Below are 26237 nucleotides of genomic sequence, written 5' to 3'. Positions count from 1 at the left end.
TTAATAATAGTGGTTGAAAAATTACAATAAGATGAGGTTATACATATGAAAGCTCTTGTATTCAATACATTTGGAGGACCGGAAGTTCTGGAATATATTGATATCGCGGATCCGGTGATAGGGCCAGATGAAATAATGGTAAGAATGAAAGCAATTGGCTTGAACTTTGCAGATATATATAGAAGAAAAGGAAACTATCATCTTGCAGGCGAGCCACCTTATATTTTAGGCTACGAAGGCGCAGGAGTTGTAGAAAAAACGGGAGCAAATGTTCAAGGAATAAGTGTTGGAGATCGGATTGCATTTGCCGATGTACCATATGCAAATGCTGAGTTAGTAGCGGTTCCAATGGAAAAAGCCATTCCTGTTCCGGAAACGATCTCATTTGCTGATGCAGCATCTATATTGCTGCAAGGCCTAACAGCACACTATTTAACGAGGGACAGTTATGCAGTGAAAAAGGATGATATGGTGTTAATCCATGCGGCAGCCGGAGGTGTCGGACAGCTCCTTGTTCAAATGGTTAAGCTGCTGGGTGGCAGAGCGATTGGTTTAACATCTTCGGTGGAAAAAGCAGCGGCTGCGAAGGAAGCAGGGGCTAATCAGGTTTTCTTGTACAACGATAATTGGGTGCACGCAGTATTAGAGGAAACCGGTGGCAATGGCGTGGATGTGGTTTATGAATCAGTGGGTTCAACGATTCAAGACAGTTTTTCCGTAACTCGCATCGGCGGAACGGTCGTATTTTTTGGAATGGCAGGGGGAGATCCGGTTCTGATTGATCCAAGAATGTTAATGGATACGTCAAAAACGCTGACTGGCGGGGATTTATGGAATGTTCTAACCTCCCGTGAAGAACGGATGAACCGTGCTGGCGAATTGTTCCGATGGATGGAAGCAGGAAAGGTTAGAGTATCCAAGCCGACTGTGTTTGCTTTGAGCGATGGTCAAGAAGCGCATCGTTTTCTAGAAAGCCGCAAAAGTACGGGTAAAATTCTTTTAATCCCTTAATACGGAAAAACACCAATAAGCGGATATGGGTTATAGGAACCCGTTTCGATGGAAAAAGCGTAAGAAAGTGTTCCAATAGGGGGGATTGGAGCCCGAACCAGAGAAAAAAACAAAAGAAAGGTATCCAATAGAGGTAATGGGGAGCCCAAGCCGAAAAAAAGGTATCCAAAAGGCGAACAGTGCCAGTCACTGTTCGCCCTTTCCATTAAGTATATCGGACTCCTAAACCCCGATGGTATTCAGTGATTGCCGGAGACCTTCTAGTGCAAAACCACTTAAATATCGATAAGCAAATAATGCAATGATTGGTGAGAAGTCAATTGGCCCAAGAGGGGGAATAAACTTCCTAAAGAAACTTAAATAAGGTTCGACTAGCTTGTAAACCCATTCGCCAACTTTTGATGATTGAAATTTAGGAAACCAGGAGCCAAAAATGGCTATTAAGATGAGCCAATAATAAATGTCAAAAGCATATTTTCCAATTTGTAATATGGTAAAGCCCAATTAGATCACCTATCTATTTAAATTTTTTAATGCATAAGTAATATTACATATACGGATATGTCCCAAAAAGGTTTCAATATTATCATACTAAGAATGTGAAAAAGAATGCAAGTTGGGTTTTATTCTTACACACTGGCTGTCAGGCACCTTTACGAGCTACTTTAGTTGATTTTCCTTTTTTAATATATCCTTTACAACGTCCTCAATGGTTACATTCCCCAGTGACTTTTCCATTGCAAGCTGTGCTTCAGAAAACAGAGGGCTAATTGTATCTTGAATATTTCTTCCCACAAGACAGGCAGGATTTGGACTATCATGTACGCCAAACAGTTCTTTTTCCGGAACAACATTAACCGCTTTATAGACATCAAGCAGAGTAATCTCCGATAAGTCCCTCGCTAGTTCTGCACCAGCAATCCCTGGTCTGACGTTTACCAATCCGGCACTTTTAAGCATGCCCATGATCTTCCTTATTACAACAGGATTTGTATTTACACTTTTTGCAATATATTCTGAGGAACTCACGCCACCTTTGTTGACCTCCAATAGAGAAAGTATATGAATTCCGACAGAGAAACGGCTGCTAATGGACAATGAATTCACCTTCCTTTAATTTAAAATATCTTTATTATTATAAAGTATAGGTACAAGTATGAATAGCTTCTCATCATAATTGTTAAATTAATATTGTTTGAAAAATTTTTCAGCAGAGTTGTTGACAAATATCCCTGCTGTAACTTATATTATTACATGTAATCAAATTAGTTACAAATAGAAATTAATTATAAATGGAGGAGTGCAACATGAAAGTAGCAGTTATTGGCGCAACCGGGAAAGCTGGAAGCTTTATTCTTAAGGAAGCTGTTGAAAGAGGTCATGAAGTTACAGCGATTGTTCGTAACGCAGCCAACCTTAAAAATCAACAATCTGCGGTATTGGAAAAAGATGTGTTTGACTTAAAAGCAGAAGATGTGAAAGCATTCGATGTTGTTGTAAATGCTTTTGGTGCGGCTCCTGGTCAAGAACATCTTCATGTGGATGCAGGAAGAGTATTAATCGAGGCAATGAAAGGGGCACCTCAAACTAGATTGATCGTTGTCGGTGGTGCAGGCAGCCTGTTTACGGATGAAGCAAAAACAATTCGTGTTATGGATACTCCTGATTTTCCGAAAGAGTATTATCCAACCGCTTTAAATCAAGGCAAAAATCTGGAGGACCTTCAAAACGCGACTGATATTCAATGGACGTTTATCAGCCCGGCTGCGTTCTTTAATCCTGAAGGCAAAAGAACGGGTGCATATCAAAAAGGGAAAGATCATATTATGGTTAATGCCCAAGGCCAAAGCTATGTAAGCTATGCTGATTTTGCCATCGCAGTCGTTGATGAAATTGAAAATCCGCAGCACCTAAATGAACGATTTACGCTTGTTTCTGAAGCAGAATAATAAAAAAAAGATCCAGTTCCTCATCTGGATCTTTTTCAATATTACACTTCAACCGGCGCCACTTTAACGATCCAGTTAAATGGATCCTCTTTTTTTCCAAGCTGTATTCCAGTCATTTCATCATATATACGCTGTGAAAGCTGGCCAATTTTATTATCATTGATTGTGATTGCATGGTCGTTCCAATTTAATTCGCCAACGGGTGATATAACGGCAGCAGTTCCAGCACCGAAGACTTCTTCCAGTTCACCGCGCTCATGTGCGGCAAAAACCTCTTCAATTGAAATTTTTACTTCTCGTACAGGGATGTTCCAATATTTTAATAGTTCAATCACTGAATCACGTGTAACTCCTGGTAAGATGCTGCCATTCAGTCTTGGCGTTACCACTTCGCCATTGATCTTGAAGAAAATATTCATACTTCCGACTTCTTCGACATACTTATTCTCTTTCGCATCGAGCCATAGAATTTGTGCGAACCCATTGGCATCGGCTTTTTCTTGTGCCTTCATGCTGGCAGCATAGTTGCCGGCGGTCTTGACATGGCCGACTCCGCCAATAACAGCCCGCACATATTGCTCTTCAACATAAATTTTAACAGGGCTTAATTGGTTCCCATAATAAGCACCTGACGGCGAGAGGATTACCAGCAGCTTATATTGATTAGCAGGTCGGACGCCAAGATAGGGCTCCGTTGAGAAAATAAACGGACGAATGTAAAGGGATGTCCCTTCACCCTCTGGAATCCAATCTTTTTCTGTAAAAATTAATTGTTTAATCGCACCTAATAAAAAATCCTCATCAATTTGGGGAATACACAGTCTGTCGCATGAATCATTCAACCGCTTCATGTTTTTCTCCGGACGGAAGAGTTGAATTGTGCCATCGGCTGCCTTATAGGCCTTTAATCCTTCAAAAATAGCTTGTCCATAGTGAAAAACCATCGAGGACGGTTCAATTGTTAATGGTGCATAAGGGACAATCCGCGGGTCATGCCATCCAATTCCGCCGCGATAATCCATCTCAAACATGTAATCGCTGAAATATTTTCCGAAACCAAGTGAAGCTGTATCGGGCTTTTCCTTTAATTCCTCTCTTTGAATAAAAGCAATTTCTTGTTGCATAATTACACCTCATCTCCAAGTTCTAGTTTATTTTTTAGAGTACGCTTTATTTAACAAAAACTCAAGTCAAATGCGCAAAGTTTTTCAAATATTCATTATTTTAGTATAAGTCGGGTTGTTTTACGTACCCTATACGGATGGAAAATGGAGTCCGAGGTAACGTAGAGAGGTTCCACGTGCCCAAAAAAGGTGGAAAATGAAGAATCCGGTCACGTAGAGCGGCGAACAGTGACTAGCGCTGTTCGCCGGAATCATTTAATGTGCATGTACACTCGTTTCTTCCAACCAATACGCTTCCCTAATATTAATCTGCTTACGAATTTTGCGGGTGATATCTATTGTGATTTCTCCCTCTTCATACAAATTCTGAATTTCATCCCGTTCTGCTTGGAAGGCTTTAGCTCGCAACTCTCTTTGTATATGGATGTATTGACTGGAATCCACACCTTTTTTCGCAAGCCTAAATTTCATCATCATTTCATTATATTCTCCGATAATGACCATATTGATATGTTCATTTTCAGAATTCATATGTTCCTTTAAATACCGAATGGCGGCTTTGGCCATGTTGACTTTTAGTTGGATGAGCTTTTTCGCCTTTACCTGGCGATCTTTAAGCCGTTCCTTATTTTTGGGCAAAAAGAGCTGAAAAAGCTTGTACAAACCTCTTTTAATCAATGTCCAAATGAACAATCTTCTAAAGTGCAATCGGTTTGTAACGGCGAGTCTCATTCTATGGATATGTTCTTCAATTAAATACGCAGTTTCTCGGTCAATCTGTCCAGCCTTTTTCAATTGTTCAATGTAGTGGACTTCTGCATCAAGGGCCTTCATACGAATTTCCGTTTCCACTAACTTCAGCCTCTGGGAGTCTTCATCACTTACGTTATTTAGGCGATTTCGGATTTGATTATATGCTGCGATAACCGACACTGCGGATTCACGGTTGTCATCATTCATCAATTCCCGGATCGATCGAATGGCAGCATCAATTGTCCGGAGCATAGCCGACCTCTCCATTTCTTCTCTCAGATCTTCCGTATTTCCTTTTTCCGTCCTTGCAAGAATTGGCAAGAAAATGCTCGCTACAATTAGCGTGACCAATATAACTCCGGCGGCAATAAAGATGATTAACGCACGGTCAGGAAATGGGCTGCCATCAGCAAGAACATATGGAATGGTAAAGGCACCGGCTAGTGTGACAGCCCCTCTTACACCAGAAATAGTAATGATGCCAATAGCTTTCTTAGAAGGCATTTGTATATTCTTTTTAAACAGCCTTCCCCACTGCCACGCTGCAGTAATCCATAGGAAGCGAAGCAGTAATAGTGCAGCCGTAATAATCATGATATATTTGCTTACTTCCCAATTATTAAACAGCGGATTTTTAAAAATTTCATTTGTGACACTTGGAACTTGCAAGCCTAACAATACAAATACTAATCCGTTCAAAATATAGATCAGTACTGTCCATGTACTTTGAGAAACTACTTGCAGCTGCATGGCAGGTGATCGATCTCGATCACGGTATATCGTATGGACAATGCCGGCAGCGACGACTGATAAAATGCCGGAGAGATGAAAATGCTCAATAATGTAAAAAATCACGAATGGGGTGAGGAGCTGAATAAGCATGTGGATTGTCACGTCCTCCATACCCAGCCGTCGAATAAAAACCTTCAAGCGAATAATTAGGAAGGCAAGAATAGCCCCGCCCGCCAAACCGCCAATAGCTATGACTAAAAAGCTCCAGCTTGCCTCTGCTAATGAAAAAACGCCAGTCACGGTTGCGGCTACGGCAAATTTAAACGCAACTAAGCCAGAGGCATCGTTCATCAACCCTTCCCCTTCAAGTAGATGCATAATCGTTTTCGGTATCTTCACCCTGCTTGAAATGGCTCCAACGGCAACGACATCTGTTGGGGAAAGAATGGCCGCCAATGCAAAAGCTGCAGGCAATGGAATTGACGGTATTAGCCAATGAATTAAATATCCGATGGCGAATACGGTAACAAACACAAGTCCAAGTGCAAGCAATAAAATCGGTTTTCGCAATTTCCATAATGCTTGTCTTGAAACATTTTTCCCATCATGAAAAAGTAAGGGGGCAATAAACAGAACGAAGAACAATTCCGGCTCCATCGGGATATGAATGCCTAGCGGGAGTGAAGCAAGCAAAACCCCCAGTGCAATTTGAATAAGCGGTACAGGTATGTAGGGTAAAAAGTGATTGATGAAGCTAGACAACCCGATAATGGCGAGCAGTAATAGTATAAGTAGAAAAAATTCCATGGCGTGTCTCCTCTCTATTGTATATTGTGTAATATCTGTATTATTTTACACGATATAAGTGTAATATTCTTTAATTTCAAATCGGAGGCCTTTTTTAAAGGGATTTTCCAAAAAGAAAAAGAATTCATAGGATGGAGTGATTTTATTAAAAAAAAGGAGTGGAAAGTTTGACGATAGATAATCAAACATTGTATGTAATTGATCAAAAAGATGGTTTGGGGCTGGAATTCAGTAAGTTAGTGTCGATGATGAACTATGCAAGAGAGACCACGATAGATGCAGTGAAGGATTTAACGGTCGAGGAGTTAGATTTTCTTTATGATGGGGAAGCCAATTCAATTGGAATGCTGTTAGCGCATATGGCTGTTGTCGAAAAGGCTTATCAGATTGAAACCTTTGAGAATCGGGATTTGACTGATGACGAAATTATCCGGTTAAGTCCAGGATTGGAATTAGGCAGCCTCGGGAGGGAACAGTTTAGAGGGAATACGATAGAGTTTTACCTCCAGGATTTATCGGAGGTTAGGAATATGACCATCGAGAAATTTAAAACACTGCCGGACAAATGGTTATTTGAACAAACCCCGTTCTGGTGGAATCGCCCTGCAAACAATTATTTTAAATGGTTTCATGTGTTCGAGGATGAACTAAGCCATAGAGGCCAAATTCGGATTATCAAAAAATTGATGAATAAGGTGTAAGGGTCCCAATATGTAAAAAAAGCTGAAAGACAAATGGGGTTTGATTGTTTTAGCTGCAAAAGAGCATGAACAGATTACAAACCATCTCGTGGAATTAGAAGAATTCCATTAATACCTACTTGACAATAACCATAAATTCTTTTATCCTTCGTATATAAAACTAAACATAATACTAATTTCTCGTATAACTCCAATGATATGGTTTGGAGGTCTCTACCAGGAACCAATAAATTCCTGATTACGAAGAAGATACATGCATTTGTATTTTCTTCGTAGTCAGGAATTTTTTTTGCATAATTTAAATAATAAATTGGAGGTTACAATCCATGAATATAGCAACATTACCTAAAATTGAACTTCACTGCCACTTAGATGGCAGTCTTAGACCTGAAACAATCATTGAGATTGCAATGAGAGAGGGAATTCCGTTACCTTCCTTTGATAAAGAAGAGATTCAAAAAGAGTTGATCGCGCCATTAGAATGTGAATCTCTAGATGAATATTTGGAGAGATTCACGATTCCGAATTTGGTCATGCAGTCCAAGGCGAATCTCAGAAGAATCACATTTGAGCTTTTTGAGGATGCAGCTCTGGAAAATGTGAAATATATGGAGGTTCGATTTGCGCCGTTACTTCACACTGCCAAGGGATTAGGTGTAGAAGAAATTATTCAAAGTGTATTAGATGGCATGAAGGATGCTGAAAATCAATATGAGATCAATGGAAACTTAATTCTGTCATGTATGAGAACGATGTCTGCTGCGAGTGCCTTTGAGGTCGTTGAAAAGGGGAAAAAATTCCTTGGAAAAGGAGTTGTAGCCATCGACTTATGTGCTTCTGAGGAAGAAGGATTTTGCGGAAGGTTCGTCGAACCAATCGCCTTAGCAAGAGAATATGGCTATAGAGTAACGATTCATGCGGGAGAAACAGGCATTGGGGAAAATGTCTTGGAAGCAGTAAAACTGTTAGGTGCTGAAAGAATAGGACATGGCGTTTTTATTAAAGACTGTGAAGAGGCCTATAACATTGTTAAGGAAAATAATGTGACCCTCGAAATGTGCCCAACAAGTAATGTACAAACAAAAGCGGTGAATCGTTTTTCCGAACATCCGATTTACCCTTTCCACAGGGATGGCATCAAGGTAACGATCAATACGGATAACAGAACGGTTTCAGATACAACAATGGCGAATGAGTGCAACATCATCTTCAATGAATTTAACCTATCCGATGAAGATTACCAACAGATTTACCTAAACAGTGTAGAAGCAAGCTTTGCCGATGCTGAGACAAAACAAAAACTGAAAAGCTATTTGGCGGCTGATAAAGGTTAACAAAAAATGGCAAAGGGTGCCTGACACCCTTTGCCATTTTTGTAACTTTTAAATGTGGTAAATGTCCTATACCGCCGGGTCTCTACCAAGTTCTGCTTAGTTTAGCCAACTGAGTGCAGCAGGAAGTTGGTTAAGAACAGGATGGATATGATAAACATTGATACGGTAAGCTGTTTTTGCTTATTTGTAAATAGCTTTACTAGCGGGTAAGCGATGAATCCGAAGGCTATTCCATCGACAATGCTGTATGTTAATGGAATCATAATAATCACGAGAAAAGCCGGAAATGCTTCGGTAAAATCCGTAAAGTCGATATTTGTTATATTTGTCAGCATTAATCCGCCTATAATAATGAGAATAGGTGCGATTGCTGTATTGGGTACTAGTTTAATAAAAGGCATAAAGAAAAGGGATGCTAGCATCAATAAACCTGTTACAACAGAAGTTAAGCCCGTTCTTCCACCTGCCGTAATACCTGCTGCTGTTTCAACCGTTGAAACAGAGGGACTTGTTCCGAAAAATCCACATACAATGGTGGAAATGGAAATGGCTTTTAATGATTTGCCGTTTTTTTCAGGTGCTTGAAGCATTCCGTTCACTTGGGAATGAAGCAGGCCGATATTCTCAAAAACGAGCACTAAAACCAGTGAAAAAGCCGCCGTCCAAAATGGAATGGTTGCCATTTTTCCAAAATCAGAACTCAGAAACACATTCTTGTAGTCCCCGAAGGAAATAAAGCTTGTATCCATTCCTGAAAAATGAACAATCCCAAAAAAGTAGGATATAATCGTGCCGGCTATTATGCTGATCAAGAAATTCCCCGGTACTTTCTTCAAAAACAAAAATAGCGTGAGGATCAGATTAATGATCGATGCCAGAACAATCGGTGACGATAAATTACCGAGCGCAACAAAGTTTGTTGGATTTCCGACAATAATTCCACTCTTTTGCAGGCCAATAAAAGCAATAAATAAACCAATTCCGACTGAGATCGATTCTTTTAATGACGATGGAATCGCGTTTGCTAGAATGCCTGATAATTTTGTAAAGGCCACAATCACAAAGAGAATCCCTGAGACGACAACGGCTGCTAAAGCTTCCATATAATTTAGCCCCATTGAACCGACAATGGTATACGTAAATAATGCATTAATCCCCATTCCCGGAACGAGAATTAAAGGTGCATTTGCCATAAACGCAACTAGTAAACAGCCAATTAGCGAAGATAGTACGGTTGCGATAATCCCAGCTTCAAGTGGTATTCCTGCATCCTTAAGGATATTGCCATTGACAGCAATAATATAGATGATGGAAAAAAACGATGTTAACCCTGCTATAACCTCCTTTTTTATGCTTGTTCCGTGTTGCTTAAGTTTGAAAACTCCCCTCATATTTGTAATCACACACTTTCGTGTTGCCCTCTCCCACCCGCATTAAGCTTATTTTTTATATTCACTTATGCCGTGAACTATTATAACACAGAAAACAGTGAAGTTTAGATTGGAAAACACAGGCAAATCCGTATTTTTGCGATTTCATATAGAAAGAAGTATCGTTTTTCAAAAGAAATTAGTGTACATTTTTATGGACGGCTTTTTTGCATTAAAAAGGATGGAATAGAAAGAGGTAATGTTTTGAAAAATACGGAACAGTGGTCATCAAAGATTGGTTTTATTTTAGCAGCAGGCGGTTCCGCCATTGGGCTTGGAGCGATTTGGAAGTTCCCATATATTGCAGGTGTAAGTGGGGGAGGGGCATTCTTTTTTATTTTTATACTGTTTACATTATTTTTGGGCCTTCCCTTGCTGATAGCTGAATTTGTAGTAGGACGGAAAACACAGAGGAACGCCATAGAAGCCTATAAAGAACTCGCACCGCATTCGATCTGGCATTGGATTGGTTACTTAGGAATTGTCACCTGTTTTATTTTGCTCTCATTTTATAGTGTGATTGGCGGGTGGATTATTAGTTACATATGGAAGGCAGTTACAGGGCAGTTGAATGGGTTGGACCAGTCTGGGTATGAACAGTTGTTTGGCGAGACAATCTCAAATCCGGTTACTAGTGTTGCCGTGCAGTTGATCTTCATGCTCCTCACGATTATCGTTGTAGCAAAAGGGGTTCAAAATGGGATCGAAAAAGCAAGTCAGATCATGATGCCGGTTCTTTTTATCCTTTTTATCATCTTGATTATCCGCTCTTTATCACTAGAAGGTGCGATGGAGGGCGTTACCTTTTTATTTAAGCCGGATTTCGGGCAAATCACACCGGAAACAATTCTGTTTGCCTTAGGACAATCGTTCTTCGCCTTGAGTGTAGGTGTTTCGGTGATGGTAACGTATAGTTCCTATTTATCAAAGGAAGAAAGTTTATTTCGTTCTGCTTTTTCAATAGTAGGAATGAACATTTTTATCATTGTCTTGTCGGGTCTTGCGATTTTCCCAGCAGTATTTTCATTTGGGTTAAAACCAGACGCCGGTCCTGTTTTATTATTTAATGTTCTGCCAAATGTGTTTAATCAAATGCCGTTTGGAATGGTCTTTTTTGTCGCATTCCTAGTGTTATTCTTATTTGCGGCTCTTACATCAGCCTTTTCAATGCTGGAAATCATTGTTTCGGTTATCGCAAAAGGTGAATCAAAGAAGAGAGCCAAATGGTCGTGGATCATTGGAATTGCTATTTTTATTTTTGGCATTCCATCCGCACTATCCTATGGTGTTTTAAGCGATGTTCTAGTGTTTGGCAAAACGATCTTCGATGCTGCGGATTACTTAGTAAGTAACGTACTAATGCCGATTGGAGCGTTATTAATTTCAATTTTTGTGCCAATGAAAATAAAAAAATCAGCACTATATGAAGAATTATCATTAGGAGGCGGACTGCCTTTAAGCTTATTCCGGATTTGGTTCTTCCTCATCCGCTACGTAGCCCCCATCGCCATTTTGTTTGTTTGCTACCATGTCATTAGGGGATAAGGTGACAGGCACCATTAATAATACAGGGGTAGGGAAAAGGGTGACAGGCACCATTAATGGTGCCTGCATGTTGTAATCTTATCCGCGGTACATTGTCCACTTTCCGATATCCTTAAATCCAAGTCTCTTATAAATACGGCCTGCTTCAGGGTTATCGTAGAATAGACAAAGTGTTTTGCCTTCGTCTAGGACATCCTTAAATAATTTTTGCATGATAGCTGTTGCCAGGCCTTGTCGGCGGTAATCTTTCCGGGTGCAGACGCCCACAATCATGGCTGACATGGAATTTTCCGCTGTGGTGGAAACACAGGAAGTAATGATACCGTGATCAACGGTATAATAGGTTCTTGCTGTGTTAGATTCCATTGCTTGAACAAATATCTCTCGTGCATCACTTCTGACATGAAATTCTTCAATCGATTCACGAAGTTTAATAATTTGATCTACATCCTCGATAGTAGCCTGGTTAATGGCGATGTCATGATCTTTGGCACCAAGAAATTCATCTGTGAGGCATTCTGCAAAGAATGTTACCTGCTTCTTACCTAGCAGCAGGTCATCGAAGGCTGCGAATTTTTCCACGATATCGGACTTTCCGGTTAATAGAACAGGCTGGTTGTACCGTTTCATAATCGAAACAAAGCCCTCTGTATCGAATTCGCCTTTTGCATATGGAATAAAAGATTGGTGAAACCTTAGAAGAACAGCTTTAATCGTGTTCTGTTCATCAAACTCTGCCCAAATTTCCTGGAATTCCGAAGTATATCCGAATACTTCTAAATCCCCTATGATAAAAAGATTAATAGACGGCTCCTCACTTAAAAAAGTGAGAACTAGTTGGTGATCCTTTTCTGTAAGCTTTCTAATCATTCGACTCATTCCCCCTCGCCTTTAAAATAGAGTATACATACAATACGGAAATTTCAAGACCTTTTTAATATTCTATTTTATTTCACTTTGGGAGAAAATGAGGGGAAATGGAATGAATTAAGAAAACAAAAAAACTTTAAATAAACCATTTTAACAAGGTTAAAAAGATATATCCTTATGACATTTGTTTTCCAGAAATCTTTCCCGCATGAAACATTATTCTCTCTAGTCTACTTTTATAAAACGATGCAATAAGGTTGCTCTAGACCCACCCATATTCGAGTTGTTATCATATGGATGTACTTTGGTGGGAGGCATTAAGGATGGAAACCGAAAAATATCAAAATCTAAAATTAGGTGAACGGGGAGCAATCATAAGCATGATTGCTTATATATGTTTATCGATCCTAAAACTAGCAATAGGATATATGAGTGATTCTGCTGCTTTGAAAGCAGATGGTCTAAACAATACAACCGATATTATTGCCTCTTTTGCTGTATTTATCGGACTCAAGCTTTCACAACGACCGCCTGATGGCGATCATGGGTATGGCCATTGGAAAAGCGAAACGATTGCCTCAATGGTTGCCTCTTTTATCATGATCGCCGTTGGAATAGAAGTGTTGATTGATGCGATAACCTCTATGTTTCAAGGAGGAAAAGAGTCTCCAGATAGGATCGCTGCTTATACAGGCCTTTTTTCCGCAATCGTCATGTATTTTGTTTATCGTTACAATAAAAAATTAGCTGCAAAAATTAATAGTAAATCCGTGATGGCAGCTGCAAAAGATAACATTTCCGATGCGTGGGTCAGTATAGGAACAGCTCTAGGGATATTTGGTTCCCAATTACATATGCCCTGGCTGGACACAGTAACGGCAATGATTGTAGGACTCTTAATCTGTAAAACAGCTTGGGATATCTTTAAGGAATCGTCTCATGAACTTTCAGACGGATTCGATGAAAATAAGATTCAACTTTATCAAGAAGTCATTACAAAAGTTGATGGAGTAAAAGGCATAAAAGAAATTAAAGGGAGAAACTATGGTAATAACGAAGTCATCGACGTAGTTATCATAGTTCAATCTACTTTAGATATTCGCGAAGCACATGATATTGCTACACACGTTGAAAAAGTCATGATTAAAGATTACGGAGTCTACGATGTACATGTTCATGTAGAGCCGAATTAGATTTACAAAAAGATCCCTTAGGCTTAACAGGGAAAAACCTCTCACATTAATTGAAACCAAATCAGTTATTATTCGTATAACTAGGACAAAGATTTTAAGGAGAGTGTGTAATGTTCCTAGCAGAACTTCACCCGGAGGAGAAAGAAGCGTTTCTTGAATTGGCTGCATTGATTGCCAATATTGATGGAAACCTATCTGTATTTGAAAATTCTATCCTTAACAAATATAAAAAGGAAATGGACCTTGAGGACTATAAAATAAAGGGTTTGGCAATAGAGGATCTTCTCAAGATATTCAAAACAGAACGTTCCAAAAATATCGTCTTAGTAGAACTCTTTCAATTAATCTATTCGGATGGGGTTTTTGCTGAACAAGAAAGCAAATCTGTTCAGCTAATAAAGGAGCACTTCGGATTTGATACAAATGAATATGGAAGTTTCAAAGATTGGATTGTTAAGATAAAGGAATTATCGGTATCTCCGGAAGAACGATAATACACATACTTTTTTTGTCTCACCCTTAGAGCTCGCCGATCGGCGGGTTTTCTTTTTTGCAAAAACTTACTTCGTTAATATTCATAATTTGTAGAATTCCTCGGTGTTAGATAAAATAGATAGAATAACTATAGGATTTTATTGGTTTTCAGAATCGTATTAGAAATATAGGAAAACAAAACGAAAAAAAGCTGGGATGTCTACATAATAATGAAAAGCAGGAGCGAAGATGATGACAAAACGAGTAGTGATTACAGGGATTGGAGCGGTCACTCCTTTAGGGAATGATGCTTATTCGACATGGGAACAGATTAAAAATGGTTTGTCAGGTATCGGTCCGGCAACAAGTTTTGATGTGGATAAAGTTGATGTCAAAATCGCAGGGGAAGTAAAAGGTTTTGCGCCCGAAGAATTTATCGATTTGAAAGAATCGCGAAGAATGGGGCGGTTTAGTCAATTTGCTGTTGCTGCAAGTAAAATGGCTGTAAACGATGCGGGCATTCAAATCGGTAAGGATATTCAACCTGAGCGTGTCGGCGTTTGGATTGGATCGGGAATTGGCGGTCTTGGTGAGTTTGAGGAACAGCATAAGAAATTTATCGAAAAAGGCCAAAGAAGGGTGAATCCATTTACCATACCGATGTTTATCCCGGACATGGCGGCAGGACGGGTTTCGATTGAACTTGGGGCAAAAGGAATCAATAATTGTTCGGTAACGGCCTGTGCTTCCGGAGCTAATTCTATCGGCGATGCCTTCCGCGTCATCCAAAAAGGGGATTGTGATATGGTTGTTGCCGGTGGAACAGAAGCCACCATCACAGAGATGACCATTGCAGGATTCTCCAATATGACCGCCCTTACGAAAAATCCAGATCCGAAAACAGCAAGCCGACCTTTTGATAAAAATCGTGATGGGTTCGTCATTGGGGAAGGGGCCGGTATTGTTATTTTAGAAGAATTGGAACATGCCTTGGCTCGTGATGCAACCATATATGGTGAATTAATCGGGTACGGAGCTACCGGAGATGCCTATCATATTACAACACCTGCACCTAATGGTGAAGGTGCCCAGAGGTCGATGAAATTAGCATTAGAAGATGCCGGAATTTCGCCAGAACAAGTGGACTATATCAATGCGCATGGCACGTCCACCCATTATAATGATTTATATGAAACACTTGCTATCAAAGAAATTTTCAAAGAACATGCCTATCAGCTATCTGTTAGTTCCACGAAATCGATGACAGGGCATTTGTTGGGAGCGGCTGGTGCCATTGAAGCTATCTTTTCTCTATTAGCGATCAAGGACGGAATCATTCCTCCAACCATTAATTATGAAACACCGGATGAAGAACTTGATTTAGATTATGTCCCGAATGTAGCAAAGAAGAAGGATGTCCAAGTGGTTTTATCCAACTCACTAGGATTTGGCGGTCATAATGCCACATTGATTTTTAAAAAGTTTATCTTATAATCTGCCAGGCAAGTTAGGGACGTTCTTATAGGGCGACAGGATTGCGAGATATGAATACTACTTCTAGGAGAGACGAATGGATACGAAAGAACAATCATTATTGAAATATTATTATGTAAAGTTGATGGACAATTCATTTGATGAGAAAGATGTCTATGCTTTTTTACAATTAATCCGCAATCGGAGCCAAGAGATTCGTAGTATTAATGAGCTTACCGATTTTGTTGTGCAGCGGGAGCAGTATACAGGTTTTATCAAGGAATACATATTTGATTCGAGAAAAAAGTTTGAGAGCCTCGGTAAGACGAACACGGCACTTAGGATTGAAGATGTTTTTTCCTTCAAGGAAATGAGAAATGGCATTAACAAAGCTTTAGAGGAATGGCAGTTACAAGGGCTAACAAACGAGCAGATGAATAATATTATCACTTGCCTTATTTCCATCCTGCAGCAGATCCCTATCATGAATGATGACAGAGAGATTGGGAAACTCTTTTTTGCCATCTCTAGTAAACAGATTATCTTGATGGCAGAAATAGAAGTTTATCAAAATATGTTCAAGAAGACCAATGCTGTCTTCCCTGTTCTGACTGCTAATAATAGTTATCTAGATATGAAAAAGCAGGACCGATTTGATACGCCATATCTATTTACAGACAAGGTAATCGAAATCATTAGTCATGAAGGAAAGCTGGATATAGTAATTCCGGATTAAATTTGCATTCATTGAGCGCGTCTTTTTATTGGAACAGCTTTGTTATTACCAAATAATTTGGGGTATTGGATTGTGATATGGTGAACTATATCATAAGCTAGGAAGGTTGATGCATCAAAGTTCCTTATTCGCAGGAATGCTTTTTGTCTACATTGTTTTAGAAGGAGGTCTCTCAATTTTCAGAGAGACCTCCTTTTTTTGAACGCTCAGCATCAGATTCGTAATTTCCAGAAAAAACTCAAAAGAAACAATATTTACCTATTATTAATATTTATATGCATCAGAATTAACATTCCGCTGAGATAATAAAATTTGTATCTCTTAATGAAAGGAGTTTAGTAAGGTACCAGAAAAAATTAATTTCTAAGTTGAGAGGAGTTTAATAGGAGTGATCAGAAAAAAAGAATCAAAATCAAAACTAATTTCAGTGCTTTTAGCAGTACTTATAGCTGTTGCTGGACTTGTAACGCCTAGGCCAGCATCGGCAGCAACACCTGCAGGAATTCCGTCACAAATTGCCATGAGTATAGGCGGGGGGGCAGAAGCAGGTAAAACGGCGATGAGTTTTAATTGGGTAACTGATCCAACGGTGAACACTTCAGAAATCATTTATGATACATCACCAAACCTGGATGATGGTGTAAAGAAAAGCGCAACAAAGACTACTCCAGTTGCCACAGATATTTTTCCAGAGAATAGGCGGACTGACTTTAAAGCTATCAATTCCTTTAATGTTGTGATTCAGGATCTTACTCCTGAAACAAAATATTATTATAAAGTTGGTAACGCTAGCGACGGATATAGCGCTATCGCTAGTTTTACGGCACCTGCGGATTCTGCTGCAAACAAGCCGTTTTCTTTTGTTATCACCCCGGATACACAGGGAACATCTGTTAGTTCGTTTGATAACACTAACAAGTTATACGACTATATTAAGGAGAATGAACAGGATGCTGCATTTCTTCTTCATATGGGTGATGTTGTAGAGGATGGGCATGTTTCAGATCAATGGCAGTTATTCTTTGATGCAGCTCAAAACCTTTTAGATAAGCTGCCAATCATGGCAACTCCAGGTAATCATGATGGTGCATCCTATGACAGAGATTTTGTGCAGTATAAAGCAAGATTTAACCATACGTCTTTACATAAACCAGACGGGTTGTCTTCAGCTGCTGATGGGACGGTCTATTCCTTTGAATATGGAGATGCCTTGTTTATTTCTCTTAATTCTTTTGCTTCTTCCACTGACAAAGATATCCAATGGGAGTTTTTGGAGAAAGAAAGTGCAAATACCTCCAAGGCATGGAAAATAGTATATTTTCATGTTCCACCCTACGATCCAGGTGCAAGTCACTATAATATGGACAATGTAATTGGTAAAAAGCTGACCGATGCAGGCATCGATTTGGTATTCCATGGACATGAACATGCCTATGCCAGAACCACTTTAAAGACAACCTCTACTACAGCAGGCACAGGAAGCATTGAAAAGGCAAAATTCGGCGAAGCACCTACCTATGTAATAGGGGGATCGGTTTATAACTACGGTTACAGCCTCGACAACCGTGACACGTCTTGGAATGATTATTTTTATGACCTTCGCATTGATAAAACAGGTACAGGCGGCGGTAAAATTTATGCACCAGGTGTGTACAGCAAGGTAGAGGTTACCAGCAATGCGATAACCTATAAAGCGTTCTATAAAGCAACAGGCTCTGAGAATCCTTTCCGAGTCATCGATAACTTTACGATTACAAAATCAGAGGAAAAGATTACCCAGCCGACAGGCGGCGGTACGGAACCAACCTCTGTAACCTTCTTGTATGATTCATTTAAACAAGAGGAAGGCAAGTATATCGCACGCTTTAACTGGGTAACACCAGTAGCAACAAAAACAACGCAGCTCTATTATGCTAAAAAATCAGACTTTGAAAGCAATGGCGGAAAGTTTACAAATTTTGTTGGAGGAACAAATAACACGGTAGACCTCTCGAACGCCATTTCAAATGCTAACTACAATGGTGCTGGGACTGCGTACTCTGTTGCGCCAGTTCAAAGCCATAAGGCAGAGACGGCCGTACTGGAGCCTGGCACGGAATATGTATATTCTGTTGGTGACGGTGGAATGAATGTTACAAACGTAGAATCACCAGCTAGTTTTAAAACACCTGACAGCAATCTTGATACATTTAACTTTAACTGGGTTACTGACGTACATGCAGCACCTGATTCTAGTCACAATGACAAAGCTCTTAAACAAGCATTTACTGATTTCCCGAATGCTGCATTTATTCTGAGCTCGGGTGACCAGGTTTCTTATGCATTCGATACCAATCAATGGGATACTTTTTTTGGGGCAAATGCTGATAAGTTTGCGCGTGTACCATTGTATCTAGGAACTGGAAATCATGAGTACGACGGTGCAGGTAATAGTTGGGCTCCGAACAGCAGCTGGGACTCGGTAGACCCGACATTGCAAAATCTGTTTGGACGCTACAATCCACCTAAAAACGGTGCGTCATTTTATGGCGGTGGAGACGGTACTGAAAGAATGGTATCCGGCGTGGACAAAAAGCAATTTGAGTCAAGCAACTACTATTATGTTTATGGCGATACACTTTTCATGATGATGGATTATCAGGATCAAAGCAGCAAAGAGCAAATAAAGGCTCAGCAGGACTGGATGAAGTCCGTCGTTAAACAAAACCCTACAAAGTGGCGTGTTGCTGTTATGCACAAATCACTTTTCGGATATCGTATGGCTAACCCTGTGGCATCCTGGACAACCGCTTTTGATGAAGCTGGAATTGATGTGGTGCTTTCAGGACACGACCATATATATGTCCGTACAAAGCTATATGCAAATGGGTCAAACATTGAACCACAAACTTATGGTAACGGAACAACCTATATCACAAGCTATTCTGGAAATAACGACAGACGCGGACCTTATTTCGAAAGTAACAAAAGGGACCCCGAAAAGGTAGCCTATGTCGATGTTAGGCCAATTGGTCTAGGATTTTCGAATATTTCTATTTCACCAAATGAAATCAGAGTAACAAGCAGAGGATACGATAAAGAAGGGAACTTGGTTACAGGGGATGGCAACGCACTGGTTACCAACAAACCACGTACCCATAATTTAGCATCATGGAATTATCCGTCAGTCCCGGAAGATGTTAACGAATTGACCATTACAGATGTAGCCATCACAGGGATTGCAAAAGAAGGTCAAACCCTGAATGCAGCTATTACTCCATCAAGCGCTACCGCTTCTTTCAGATGGGAACGATCAACGGACGGTACGACTTGGACAACCATTGCAGGAGAAACATCATCACGCTATACCATCAAAGAGGAGGATGTAGGTTCATATTTACGCACCGTAGCCACGGGAACAGGTTTTTATAATGGAGTAGCAACAAGCTCTGCTACAGCTAAAGTCACACCTCTTGCCGGTAGTGGCACAGCAACAGTAAAAATCGGAACAGCAAGTGAATTGGTTGCATTATCTGAAGGTTTTGGCACGTCCGCCTATCCGATTGACGGAAAATACGAGTTATCTGCTGATATTGATATGAAAGATGTCACATTCTCAGAAATTGGCGGAGGCACCGCGCCAGCTCCATTTTTAGGAACATTTAATGGAAATGGACATACAATTAGTAATTTGAAAATATTAAGCAGTAACAATAATACAGGATTCTTCTCTTATATAGGTACTGGCGGCAGAGTTGTAAATCTTAAGCTAGAAAATGTAGATATTACAGGAAAGAATAGTACTGGCAGTATTGCTGGGGTATCCACAGGCACTATTGAAAACAGCTATGTAGATGGAAAAGTAACCGGTGGCAGTAATACAGGAGGTATAGTAGGTTTGCTACATGCGGGTACTTTGCAAAATTCCTCCTCAACTGCAGCAGTATTTGGAACTACAGTTGGAGGTTTGATTGGAGGCACGAATTGGAACAGTTCAGGTTCGCCTATTCCTCAAAAGGATACGACAACGGGAAAAGTTATTCTTAATAACTTTGTAGCAGGTACTGTCACAGGGCCTGACGGAGGTCAATATTTCGGTGCTGTTGTAGGTGATATGGGCGGTTCATCAGGTAGTCTGCTCAAAACCTTTAATGGAAATGCTGTGTTAAATGCAGTAAATGAGGCAGCACCTGGTAAAATAGCAGGCTACTGGTCTGGCAGCAGGCCGATTATCGACACAGACCAAATGAACTACTATAACAGTGACAAGTTAAGCACAAGTGGACTGCCATCAGGAATCGTCGCTGCATTTGCCGGAAAAGCGGCATCTGATTTTACACAAAAAGCTACGTTTGAGGCCTTGGGTTGGGACCTTACAGACATATGGGAATGGGATGCAACGAACAATGTACCTGTTCCTAGAAAGATAAATATTGGCGGCGGTGAAGAAGATAACTTTGTAACTATTATTGCATCTGCAGGTTCGGGCGGGACAATTTCTCCGCAGGGATATGTTTTGGTCGAACGTGGTCAGAGCCAAAAGTTTACATTCACTCCTAACGAATATTTTGAAATTGAAACTGTAAAAGTTGACGGAGTGGAAAATCCTGAGGCTGCTGCAGCAGGCGAGTATATCTTTGACAATGTTACCGACGTACACACGATTGACGTCACCTTCAAGCTTTCGGATTCCACTTCTGGCGTTGCTCCAAGCCTTGTTTCAAAAAATGCATATTACAACAGGGCAGTTGAAAAACATATTTGGGTAACGGTAGACTTTGGTAAAGGCGCTTTGGGAATTCAACCTGCAAACTGGCGGAAAGCGGTAAAAAGCGTCAAGATCATGAAGGATAATGAATTGGTTCTTGATGCCGCCGGCTGTTATTGGTTCCCAAGCACAGGCTATGGCGCACCAGAGGATAGGCTTGAAATTGCTTATGACGACATAATGAAGCTTCCTGAGTATGATAATTTAGTTGCGGGGACATATGACCTTGTTATAACCTTTGCAGACTTAAATTCTTCTGAATACACCATACCTTTGATTGTAGAAGATGGTATTGTCTCTTCTTTGACTGTAGATGGAGGAATCATTACGGTAGACGAAAATGAGGTAAACAGTCCGGCTAAGATTAAAAAGGATTCGCAAGTTACTGTGAAGGCTGTTGTTCCAAGCGGACAAAGGTTTGTAAAATGGACTGCGAAAGGACTTGAAAATGAAAGTTATACGGCAGATCAATTTACATTTACGATGCCAGCAAATGAGGTTACATTAAAAGCTGAGTATGAAAACATACCAAGCAGTGACGATAGCGGAAAAGGCTGGGTTTCTAAAGCTGGCAAGTGGTATTATTATGATCCTCAAACAGGTATGATGAAAACCGGCTGGTTATTAGACGCTGGCAAATGGTATTACCTTGATTCAAATGGTGCGATGAAAACTGGCTGGGTTAAATCCGATTTCACTTGGTATTACATGGAAAATAGTGGTGCGATGAAGACCGGCTGGTTATTAGACGCTGGCAAATGGTATTACCTTGATTCAAGTGGTGCGATGAAAACTGGCTGGGTTAAATCTGGTTTCAATTGGTATTACATGGAAAATGGTGGTGCGATGAAGACCGGCTGGTTATTAGACGCTGGCAAATGGTATTACCTTGATTCAAGTGGTGCGATGAAAATAGGTTGGGTAAACCTTGGTTCCACTTGGTATTACTTAGAAAGAAATGGTGCGATGAAGACCGGCTGGGTATTAGACGCTGGCAAATGGTATTACCTTGATTCAACCGGTACAATGAAAACTGGCTGGGTACTGGTAGGCACAAAATGGTACTACTTGTATGCGAGCGGGCAAATGGCAGCAAACACAACGATTCAAGGATATAAGCTTGATTCAAATGGTGCTTGGATAAAATAACTTTGTGATTGAATTCTAGTGCTTGGCCCTAATGTATTAAGGTGCAAGACCCCCGACGCGTTAAAGATTTATCGCGTTGGGGGTCTTCTTTTAGGTCACGTTATCCAATCAAAAATGTATACGAAATATCCTAGTAAGTATAAAATAGGACAGTTAGCATTTTGTTAAAGTGTTTTAGGAAGGGGGGAAATTATGTTAAAAGCATATTCTTGGCTAACTTTTTGTGTAGTGGTTTGGGGAAGTAATTTTGTATTTGGAAAGATATTAGTCCAAGACTTTTCCCCAACTCTGTTAACCATGTTAAGGCTTTTGTTTATTGTACTGTTTTTAATGGGATTATCCACATACAAAAAACAAGTTAAACGTGTGAATAAAACAGATTTACTTGCGGTGTTTTTTCTTGGGGTTATTGGTGTATTTATAAACCAATGGTCTTTTTTTGTAGGATTACAAACAGCTGATCCAACTACATCTGCCTTAATTTTAGCAACGACTCCTATTTTAACTGGCCTTTTAGCAGCTATCTTTTTAAAAGAAAAATTAACCATTCGTATGTTGATGGGGTCTGTTGTGGCAATCGTAGGGATCTACTTTGTGGTAGCAAAAGGCAATATATCTTCTTTGCATATCGATAAAGGTTTATTATGGATTGTTGTAACGATGATCACCTTCGCTATTATGATTATTATGACGAGACTCCTCTCTCAAAGAATAGATCCACTCTCCATTACTTTATATTCGAATATAGTAGGCTTCCTTGTGTCGATTCCGTTTGCTTTTATCCTGGACTCGCCCTTACGAATCAGCTTTAATATCTCTGATTGGGCTTTACTGATTGGAACTGCTGTTGTTGTTCACGGTATAGCTACATTAATTTGGAATAACAACATTAGACATGTTGATGCTTCAAAGGCTTCCATATTATCAAATTTAGAACCTTTTGTAGCAATGATAATGGGATTGATTTTGCTCTCTAAACCAATAACCGGTGCAGAAATTTTAGGATCTTTATTTATTGTCGGAGGAGTAGTACTGTCTACGTATCAACGGAAAAGGCTTTATAGTGATGGTACATAACCGTTTGGGAGAACCAAGCGGTTTTTTCTATGGAATTTTTTCAAAAAGACATTTCTAAATTTTCAGTTAACGTGGTATAATCCAATTAGCTGAAGAAGTTCCTGCAACTTTTTAAAAAAGTGAAGCATTTATTACATGCGGATGGAGGGCAGTATGCAGAGTTTTGAAAGATTGATAAAGGAAAAATACGATACATTGTCTCCCGGGCAAAAAAAAGTGGCGGAGTATTTGATTCAGAAACTGGATGAATCAGCATTTAACACAGCAGCCATGATCGGCCGGAAGGTGGAAGTTAGTGAAACGACTGTGATTCGCTTGTCCTATGCCTTGGGATTTAACGGTTTTAGCGAGATGCAGCATATAATTCAGCAACAAATTTTAACCAACAGCTTGAATCCATTCGGAGCGGATTCGAAAAATGTACATCAAGATGAAGGGCACAGCTCTCCTTTTTCGGAAATCTTGGAAAAGGAGATTCTTTCCCAGCGGCAAACCTTTCGGCAGTTGAATGAAAAGGAACTGTGGAAGGTCGTTGAGGTGTTAATGAAAGCGGAGCGAATTTTTATTTTGGGAATGGGTGCCTCCTATGCCCCAGCCTATTGGTTTTCTTTCCAGCTCCATACACTTCGGGATCAAATCACTCTTTGCCCAACAACTGGGGATATTTATGAACGGCTGGTAGATTTAAATGAAAACTCCGTCCTATTTGTTATTTCGTTTCCACGATATTCGAAGGACGCACTAAAGATTGCGGAAAGTGCTAAAAAACAGGGTGTTCCATTAATCTGTGTAACAGACCGGCTATTGTCACCTGTTGGCCGCATTGCCGATTTTACACTGACAACAGAAGAAAATTCAGAATCGATGGCACATTCTATTACACCTGCCATCAGTTTACTAGATTTTATCATCGCAGGAATAACGGTGAAGGATCGTGAAAGAATCCAAGCTAGACAACAGAAGTTAGAATCACTCTACACCAATTACGGTGTTTATGTGGAATGATCGGAGGGACATCATGTGTCAACTTGATGATTATGTAAACGAGAAGGACAAAGAGATTCAACAGACATACGCTGACCTGCATCAGCTGGCCGAGCCTAGCTGGCAGGAACGAAAGACCTCTGCCTATATTCAGGAGGCCTTAACAAGAGCGGGTATCACATACAAAACCTTCAATGGTCATTTTGGCATTGTTGCTGACATTCCAGGTGAAAGTGATGAGGTAGTTGCCCTGCGTGCCGATATGGATGCCCTTGTGCAGGAAGTTAAGGGAGAGGTGCAGCCCAATCATTCATGTGGTCATGATGCCCACAGCACCATGGTATTACATACAGCATTGGCTTTTGCGGCATGCAGGCCTCGTCTAAAGAAATCGGTACGATTTATTTTTCAACCTGCGGAAGAAAAAGGGGAAGGCGCTCTAAAAATGGTAGAGGAAGGCGCCCTAGATCATTGCCGCTATTTATTTGGAGTTCACCTTCGTCCTTGGATGGAAGTACCAATGGGGAAAGCTTCCCCCGTCATCATTCATAGCTCTTGCGCAACCATATACGGGGTGATTAAGGGACAGCAAGCGCATGCCTCTCGTCCACAGGATGGCAACAATCCGATCGAAGCAGCCTCCTTCCTTATTCAAGCCTTGCAAAATATTCGTTTAAAGAGTCCTGATTCTTTTTCAATAAAGATGACGGGTTTAAAGTCAGGCGGTGACTCTTCAAACGTGATTCCCGAGAAGGCAGAATTTATTTTAGACTTGCGTGCAAGGACAAATGCAGCGATGGAAGAGTTGAAAGTCAAAACGGAGGATTTATTGGAGAAGGTTGGCCATTTGACGGGTACTGCGATAAGTGGAAATGTAACAGAATTTGTTCCTGCTGCAACAACGAACAAAGAAGCGACGAATCTAGCAGTAAAAGCCATTGCCGCTGTAATCGGTGAGGAAAATGTAGCAGATCCTTGTGTTTCACAAGGTGGAGAGGATTTTCATTTTTATACCCTTCAGAAACCGGATTTAAAAGGAACCATGATTGGATTGGGTTGTGACCTGCTGCCAGGTCTTCACCATCCGGAGATGCAGTTCAACAAAGAGGCGCTTCTTTATGGAACAAAAATTTTAGCAAATCTGCTATATCAAGCAGCTTCATTGGAAAACAAAAATGAAAAATAGAAGTGAAATAAAAATGAAAAAGTTAATGATTGGAGCAGGGTTGATCTAGCGGAACTGTTCAGTGATTCGAAAAGCGACCGGTTAAAAAGCTTCCTAAAAAGGGTCGTTTAATCAATTTTAAGGAAGGGCATGATTATTTTCTATGGAAACAATATCTATAAAAATGTTAACCAGCCCAGAGGACTTAACGCTAGTTAAAAACCTGGAGAGTCTTGTTTGGGCTGATGAAGACCCTGTACCAGTGAGCCATTCCATTGCTGTTGTGAAAAATGGCGGAATGGTCATTGGAGCATTTAGCGATGATCAATTAATAGGCTTTCAGTACAGTTTTCCAGGATTTGATGGCACCAATGTCTATCTTTGCTCCCATAGTATGGGGATTCACCCTGACTTTCGAAAAATGGGCATCGGGGAAAAATTAAAATTAAAACAGCGGGAAGAGGCCCTGAAAAAAGGGTACAATCTCATCGGGTGGACGTATGATCCTTTGGAAACCGTAAACGGATATTTGAATTTAAGCAAATTAGGAGGGGTTTGTACCCAGTACATTGAGAATTGTTACGGGGATATGCCGGACATTCTTAATGCAGGCATGCCATCCGATCGTTTCTTAGTTGAATGGCGTATTACAGAGGAACCAGTATCCGGCCATTTGGAAGTGAACGAGAATGGTGATGGTCCATTACTAATTAATGTAGCTATTGATGAACAGGGATTCCCAGTGCCGGAGTCTGTCCATCTTAATTATGGAAATGATGCAAATGTCTTATATGTACCTGTGCCGAGTCATATCCAGGCCATTAAAACCGACCGGATGTCGGCAGCATTAGAATGGAGATTAAAGACGCGGGAGGTTTTCAGCCATTACCTGAACAAAGGGTGGATGGTTACTGCATTACGGAAAAGCCAGAAACCTTACCTCTATTATTATATTTTACAAAAAAGGGATTGAGGGATAAGTA

General features: G+C 40.3%; 20 protein-coding genes and 1 riboswitch. Of the genes, 14 read left to right on the top strand and 6 right to left on the bottom strand.

Going from position 1 to position 26237, the window contains the following annotated elements:
• The first annotated feature begins 45 nt into the window (after positions 1-45).
• Positions 46-1011 (top strand): quinone oxidoreductase family protein, encoded by a 966-nt coding sequence (locus tag ACIQXV_RS23850; protein WP_402962917.1) that lies wholly within the window; start codon positions 46-48, stop codon positions 1009-1011.
• 222 nt (positions 1012-1233) lie between these two features.
• Here ACIQXV_RS23850 and ACIQXV_RS23845 read toward each other — a convergent pair whose 3' ends face one another.
• Together ACIQXV_RS23845 and ACIQXV_RS23840 are read right to left on the bottom strand one after the other, a co-directional pair.
• Positions 1234-1515 carry a YggT family protein gene (locus tag ACIQXV_RS23845; RefSeq protein ID WP_402962915.1) on the bottom strand — a complete coding sequence of 94 codons (282 nt, stop codon included), beginning with the start codon at positions 1513-1515 and terminating at the stop codon, positions 1234-1236.
• Positions 1516-1671: 156 nt separating this feature from the next.
• Positions 1672-2109, bottom strand: a complete 438-nt coding sequence (locus tag ACIQXV_RS23840) for an Rrf2 family transcriptional regulator (protein ID WP_402962912.1) — start codon at positions 2107-2109, stop codon at positions 1672-1674.
• A 209-nt stretch (positions 2110-2318) separates the two neighbouring features.
• Between ACIQXV_RS23840 and ACIQXV_RS23835 the strand changes: the two genes are divergently transcribed.
• Positions 2319-2960, top strand: a complete 642-nt coding sequence (locus ACIQXV_RS23835; protein WP_402962909.1) for an NAD(P)-dependent oxidoreductase — start codon at positions 2319-2321, stop codon at positions 2958-2960.
• Between the two features lie 41 nt (positions 2961-3001).
• Here ACIQXV_RS23835 and ACIQXV_RS23830 read toward each other — a convergent pair whose 3' ends face one another.
• Entirely contained in the window at positions 3002-4084 is a 1083-nt protein-coding gene (locus ACIQXV_RS23830) for a branched-chain amino acid aminotransferase (protein ID WP_402962907.1), read from the bottom strand.
• 255 nt (positions 4085-4339) lie between these two features.
• Entirely contained in the window at positions 4340-6376 is a 2037-nt protein-coding gene (locus ACIQXV_RS23825) for a Na+/H+ antiporter (RefSeq protein ID WP_402962904.1), read from the bottom strand.
• Positions 6377-6621: 245 nt separating this feature from the next.
• On the opposite strand from ACIQXV_RS23825, the gene ACIQXV_RS23820 reads away from it, so the two are divergent.
• Complete coding sequence (locus ACIQXV_RS23820) at positions 6622-7077, top strand: DinB family protein (protein WP_402962968.1); 456 nt, start codon at positions 6622-6624, stop codon at positions 7075-7077.
• A 160-nt stretch (positions 7078-7237) separates the two neighbouring features.
• A riboswitch (purine riboswitch) is annotated at positions 7238-7338 on the top strand.
• Positions 7339-7403: 65 nt separating this feature from the next.
• Positions 7404-8411 (top strand): adenosine deaminase, encoded by a 1008-nt coding sequence (add, locus tag ACIQXV_RS23815; RefSeq protein ID WP_402962901.1) that lies wholly within the window; start codon positions 7404-7406, stop codon positions 8409-8411.
• Between the two features lie 101 nt (positions 8412-8512).
• On the opposite strand, the gene ACIQXV_RS23810 is transcribed toward add, so the two are convergent.
• Positions 8513-9802, bottom strand: coding sequence for an NCS2 family permease (locus tag ACIQXV_RS23810; RefSeq protein ID WP_402962965.1), 1290 nt, complete (start codon positions 9800-9802; stop codon positions 8513-8515).
• 243 nt (positions 9803-10045) lie between these two features.
• Between ACIQXV_RS23810 and ACIQXV_RS23805 the strand changes: the two genes are divergently transcribed.
• Positions 10046-11386: a sodium-dependent transporter gene (locus tag ACIQXV_RS23805; RefSeq protein WP_402962899.1), complete on the top strand. Its 1341-nt coding sequence runs from the start codon at positions 10046-10048 to the stop codon at positions 11384-11386.
• A 78-nt stretch (positions 11387-11464) separates the two neighbouring features.
• On the opposite strand, the gene ACIQXV_RS23800 is transcribed toward ACIQXV_RS23805, so the two are convergent.
• Entirely contained in the window at positions 11465-12256 is a 792-nt protein-coding gene (locus tag ACIQXV_RS23800) for a GNAT family N-acetyltransferase (RefSeq protein ID WP_402962896.1), read from the bottom strand.
• A 323-nt stretch (positions 12257-12579) separates the two neighbouring features.
• Here ACIQXV_RS23800 and ACIQXV_RS23795 point away from each other — a divergent pair, with 323 nt between their 5' ends.
• The 9 genes from ACIQXV_RS23795 to ACIQXV_RS23755 all read left to right on the top strand — a co-directional run bounded on the left by ACIQXV_RS23795 (position 12580) and on the right by ACIQXV_RS23755 (position 26227).
• On the top strand, positions 12580-13449 hold the full coding sequence (locus ACIQXV_RS23795; protein WP_402962893.1) for a cation diffusion facilitator family transporter: 870 nt from the start codon (positions 12580-12582) through the stop codon (positions 13447-13449).
• Between the two features lie 110 nt (positions 13450-13559).
• Positions 13560-13943 carry a hypothetical protein gene (locus ACIQXV_RS23790; RefSeq protein WP_402962891.1) on the top strand — a complete coding sequence of 128 codons (384 nt, stop codon included), beginning with the start codon at positions 13560-13562 and terminating at the stop codon, positions 13941-13943.
• A gap of 229 nt (positions 13944-14172) precedes the next feature.
• Positions 14173-15417: a beta-ketoacyl-ACP synthase II gene (gene fabF, locus ACIQXV_RS23785; RefSeq protein WP_402962888.1), complete on the top strand. Its 1245-nt coding sequence runs from the start codon at positions 14173-14175 to the stop codon at positions 15415-15417.
• 76 nt (positions 15418-15493) lie between these two features.
• Entirely contained in the window at positions 15494-16132 is a 639-nt protein-coding gene (locus tag ACIQXV_RS23780; RefSeq protein ID WP_402962885.1) for a hypothetical protein, read from the top strand.
• A 388-nt stretch (positions 16133-16520) separates the two neighbouring features.
• Positions 16521-22028: a metallophosphoesterase gene (locus ACIQXV_RS23775; protein WP_402962883.1), complete on the top strand. Its 5508-nt coding sequence runs from the start codon at positions 16521-16523 to the stop codon at positions 22026-22028.
• 192 nt (positions 22029-22220) lie between these two features.
• Positions 22221-23105 carry a DMT family transporter gene (locus ACIQXV_RS23770; RefSeq protein ID WP_402962880.1) on the top strand — a complete coding sequence of 295 codons (885 nt, stop codon included), beginning with the start codon at positions 22221-22223 and terminating at the stop codon, positions 23103-23105.
• Between the two features lie 153 nt (positions 23106-23258).
• Positions 23259-24110: a MurR/RpiR family transcriptional regulator gene (locus tag ACIQXV_RS23765; protein WP_402962877.1), complete on the top strand. Its 852-nt coding sequence runs from the start codon at positions 23259-23261 to the stop codon at positions 24108-24110.
• A 13-nt stretch (positions 24111-24123) separates the two neighbouring features.
• Positions 24124-25275: an amidohydrolase gene (locus ACIQXV_RS23760; RefSeq protein ID WP_402962875.1), complete on the top strand. Its 1152-nt coding sequence runs from the start codon at positions 24124-24126 to the stop codon at positions 25273-25275.
• Between the two features lie 142 nt (positions 25276-25417).
• Complete coding sequence (locus tag ACIQXV_RS23755; protein ID WP_402962872.1) at positions 25418-26227, top strand: GNAT family N-acetyltransferase; 810 nt, start codon at positions 25418-25420, stop codon at positions 26225-26227.
• The last annotated feature ends 10 nt before the right edge of the window (positions 26228-26237 follow it).

Source organism: Neobacillus sp. NPDC097160 (assembly GCF_044762155.1).
In the GTDB taxonomy this organism is placed as follows: Bacteria; Bacillota; Bacilli; order Bacillales; family Cytobacillaceae; genus Neobacillus.
This window is presented reverse-complemented; position numbering and strand designations above follow the sequence as displayed.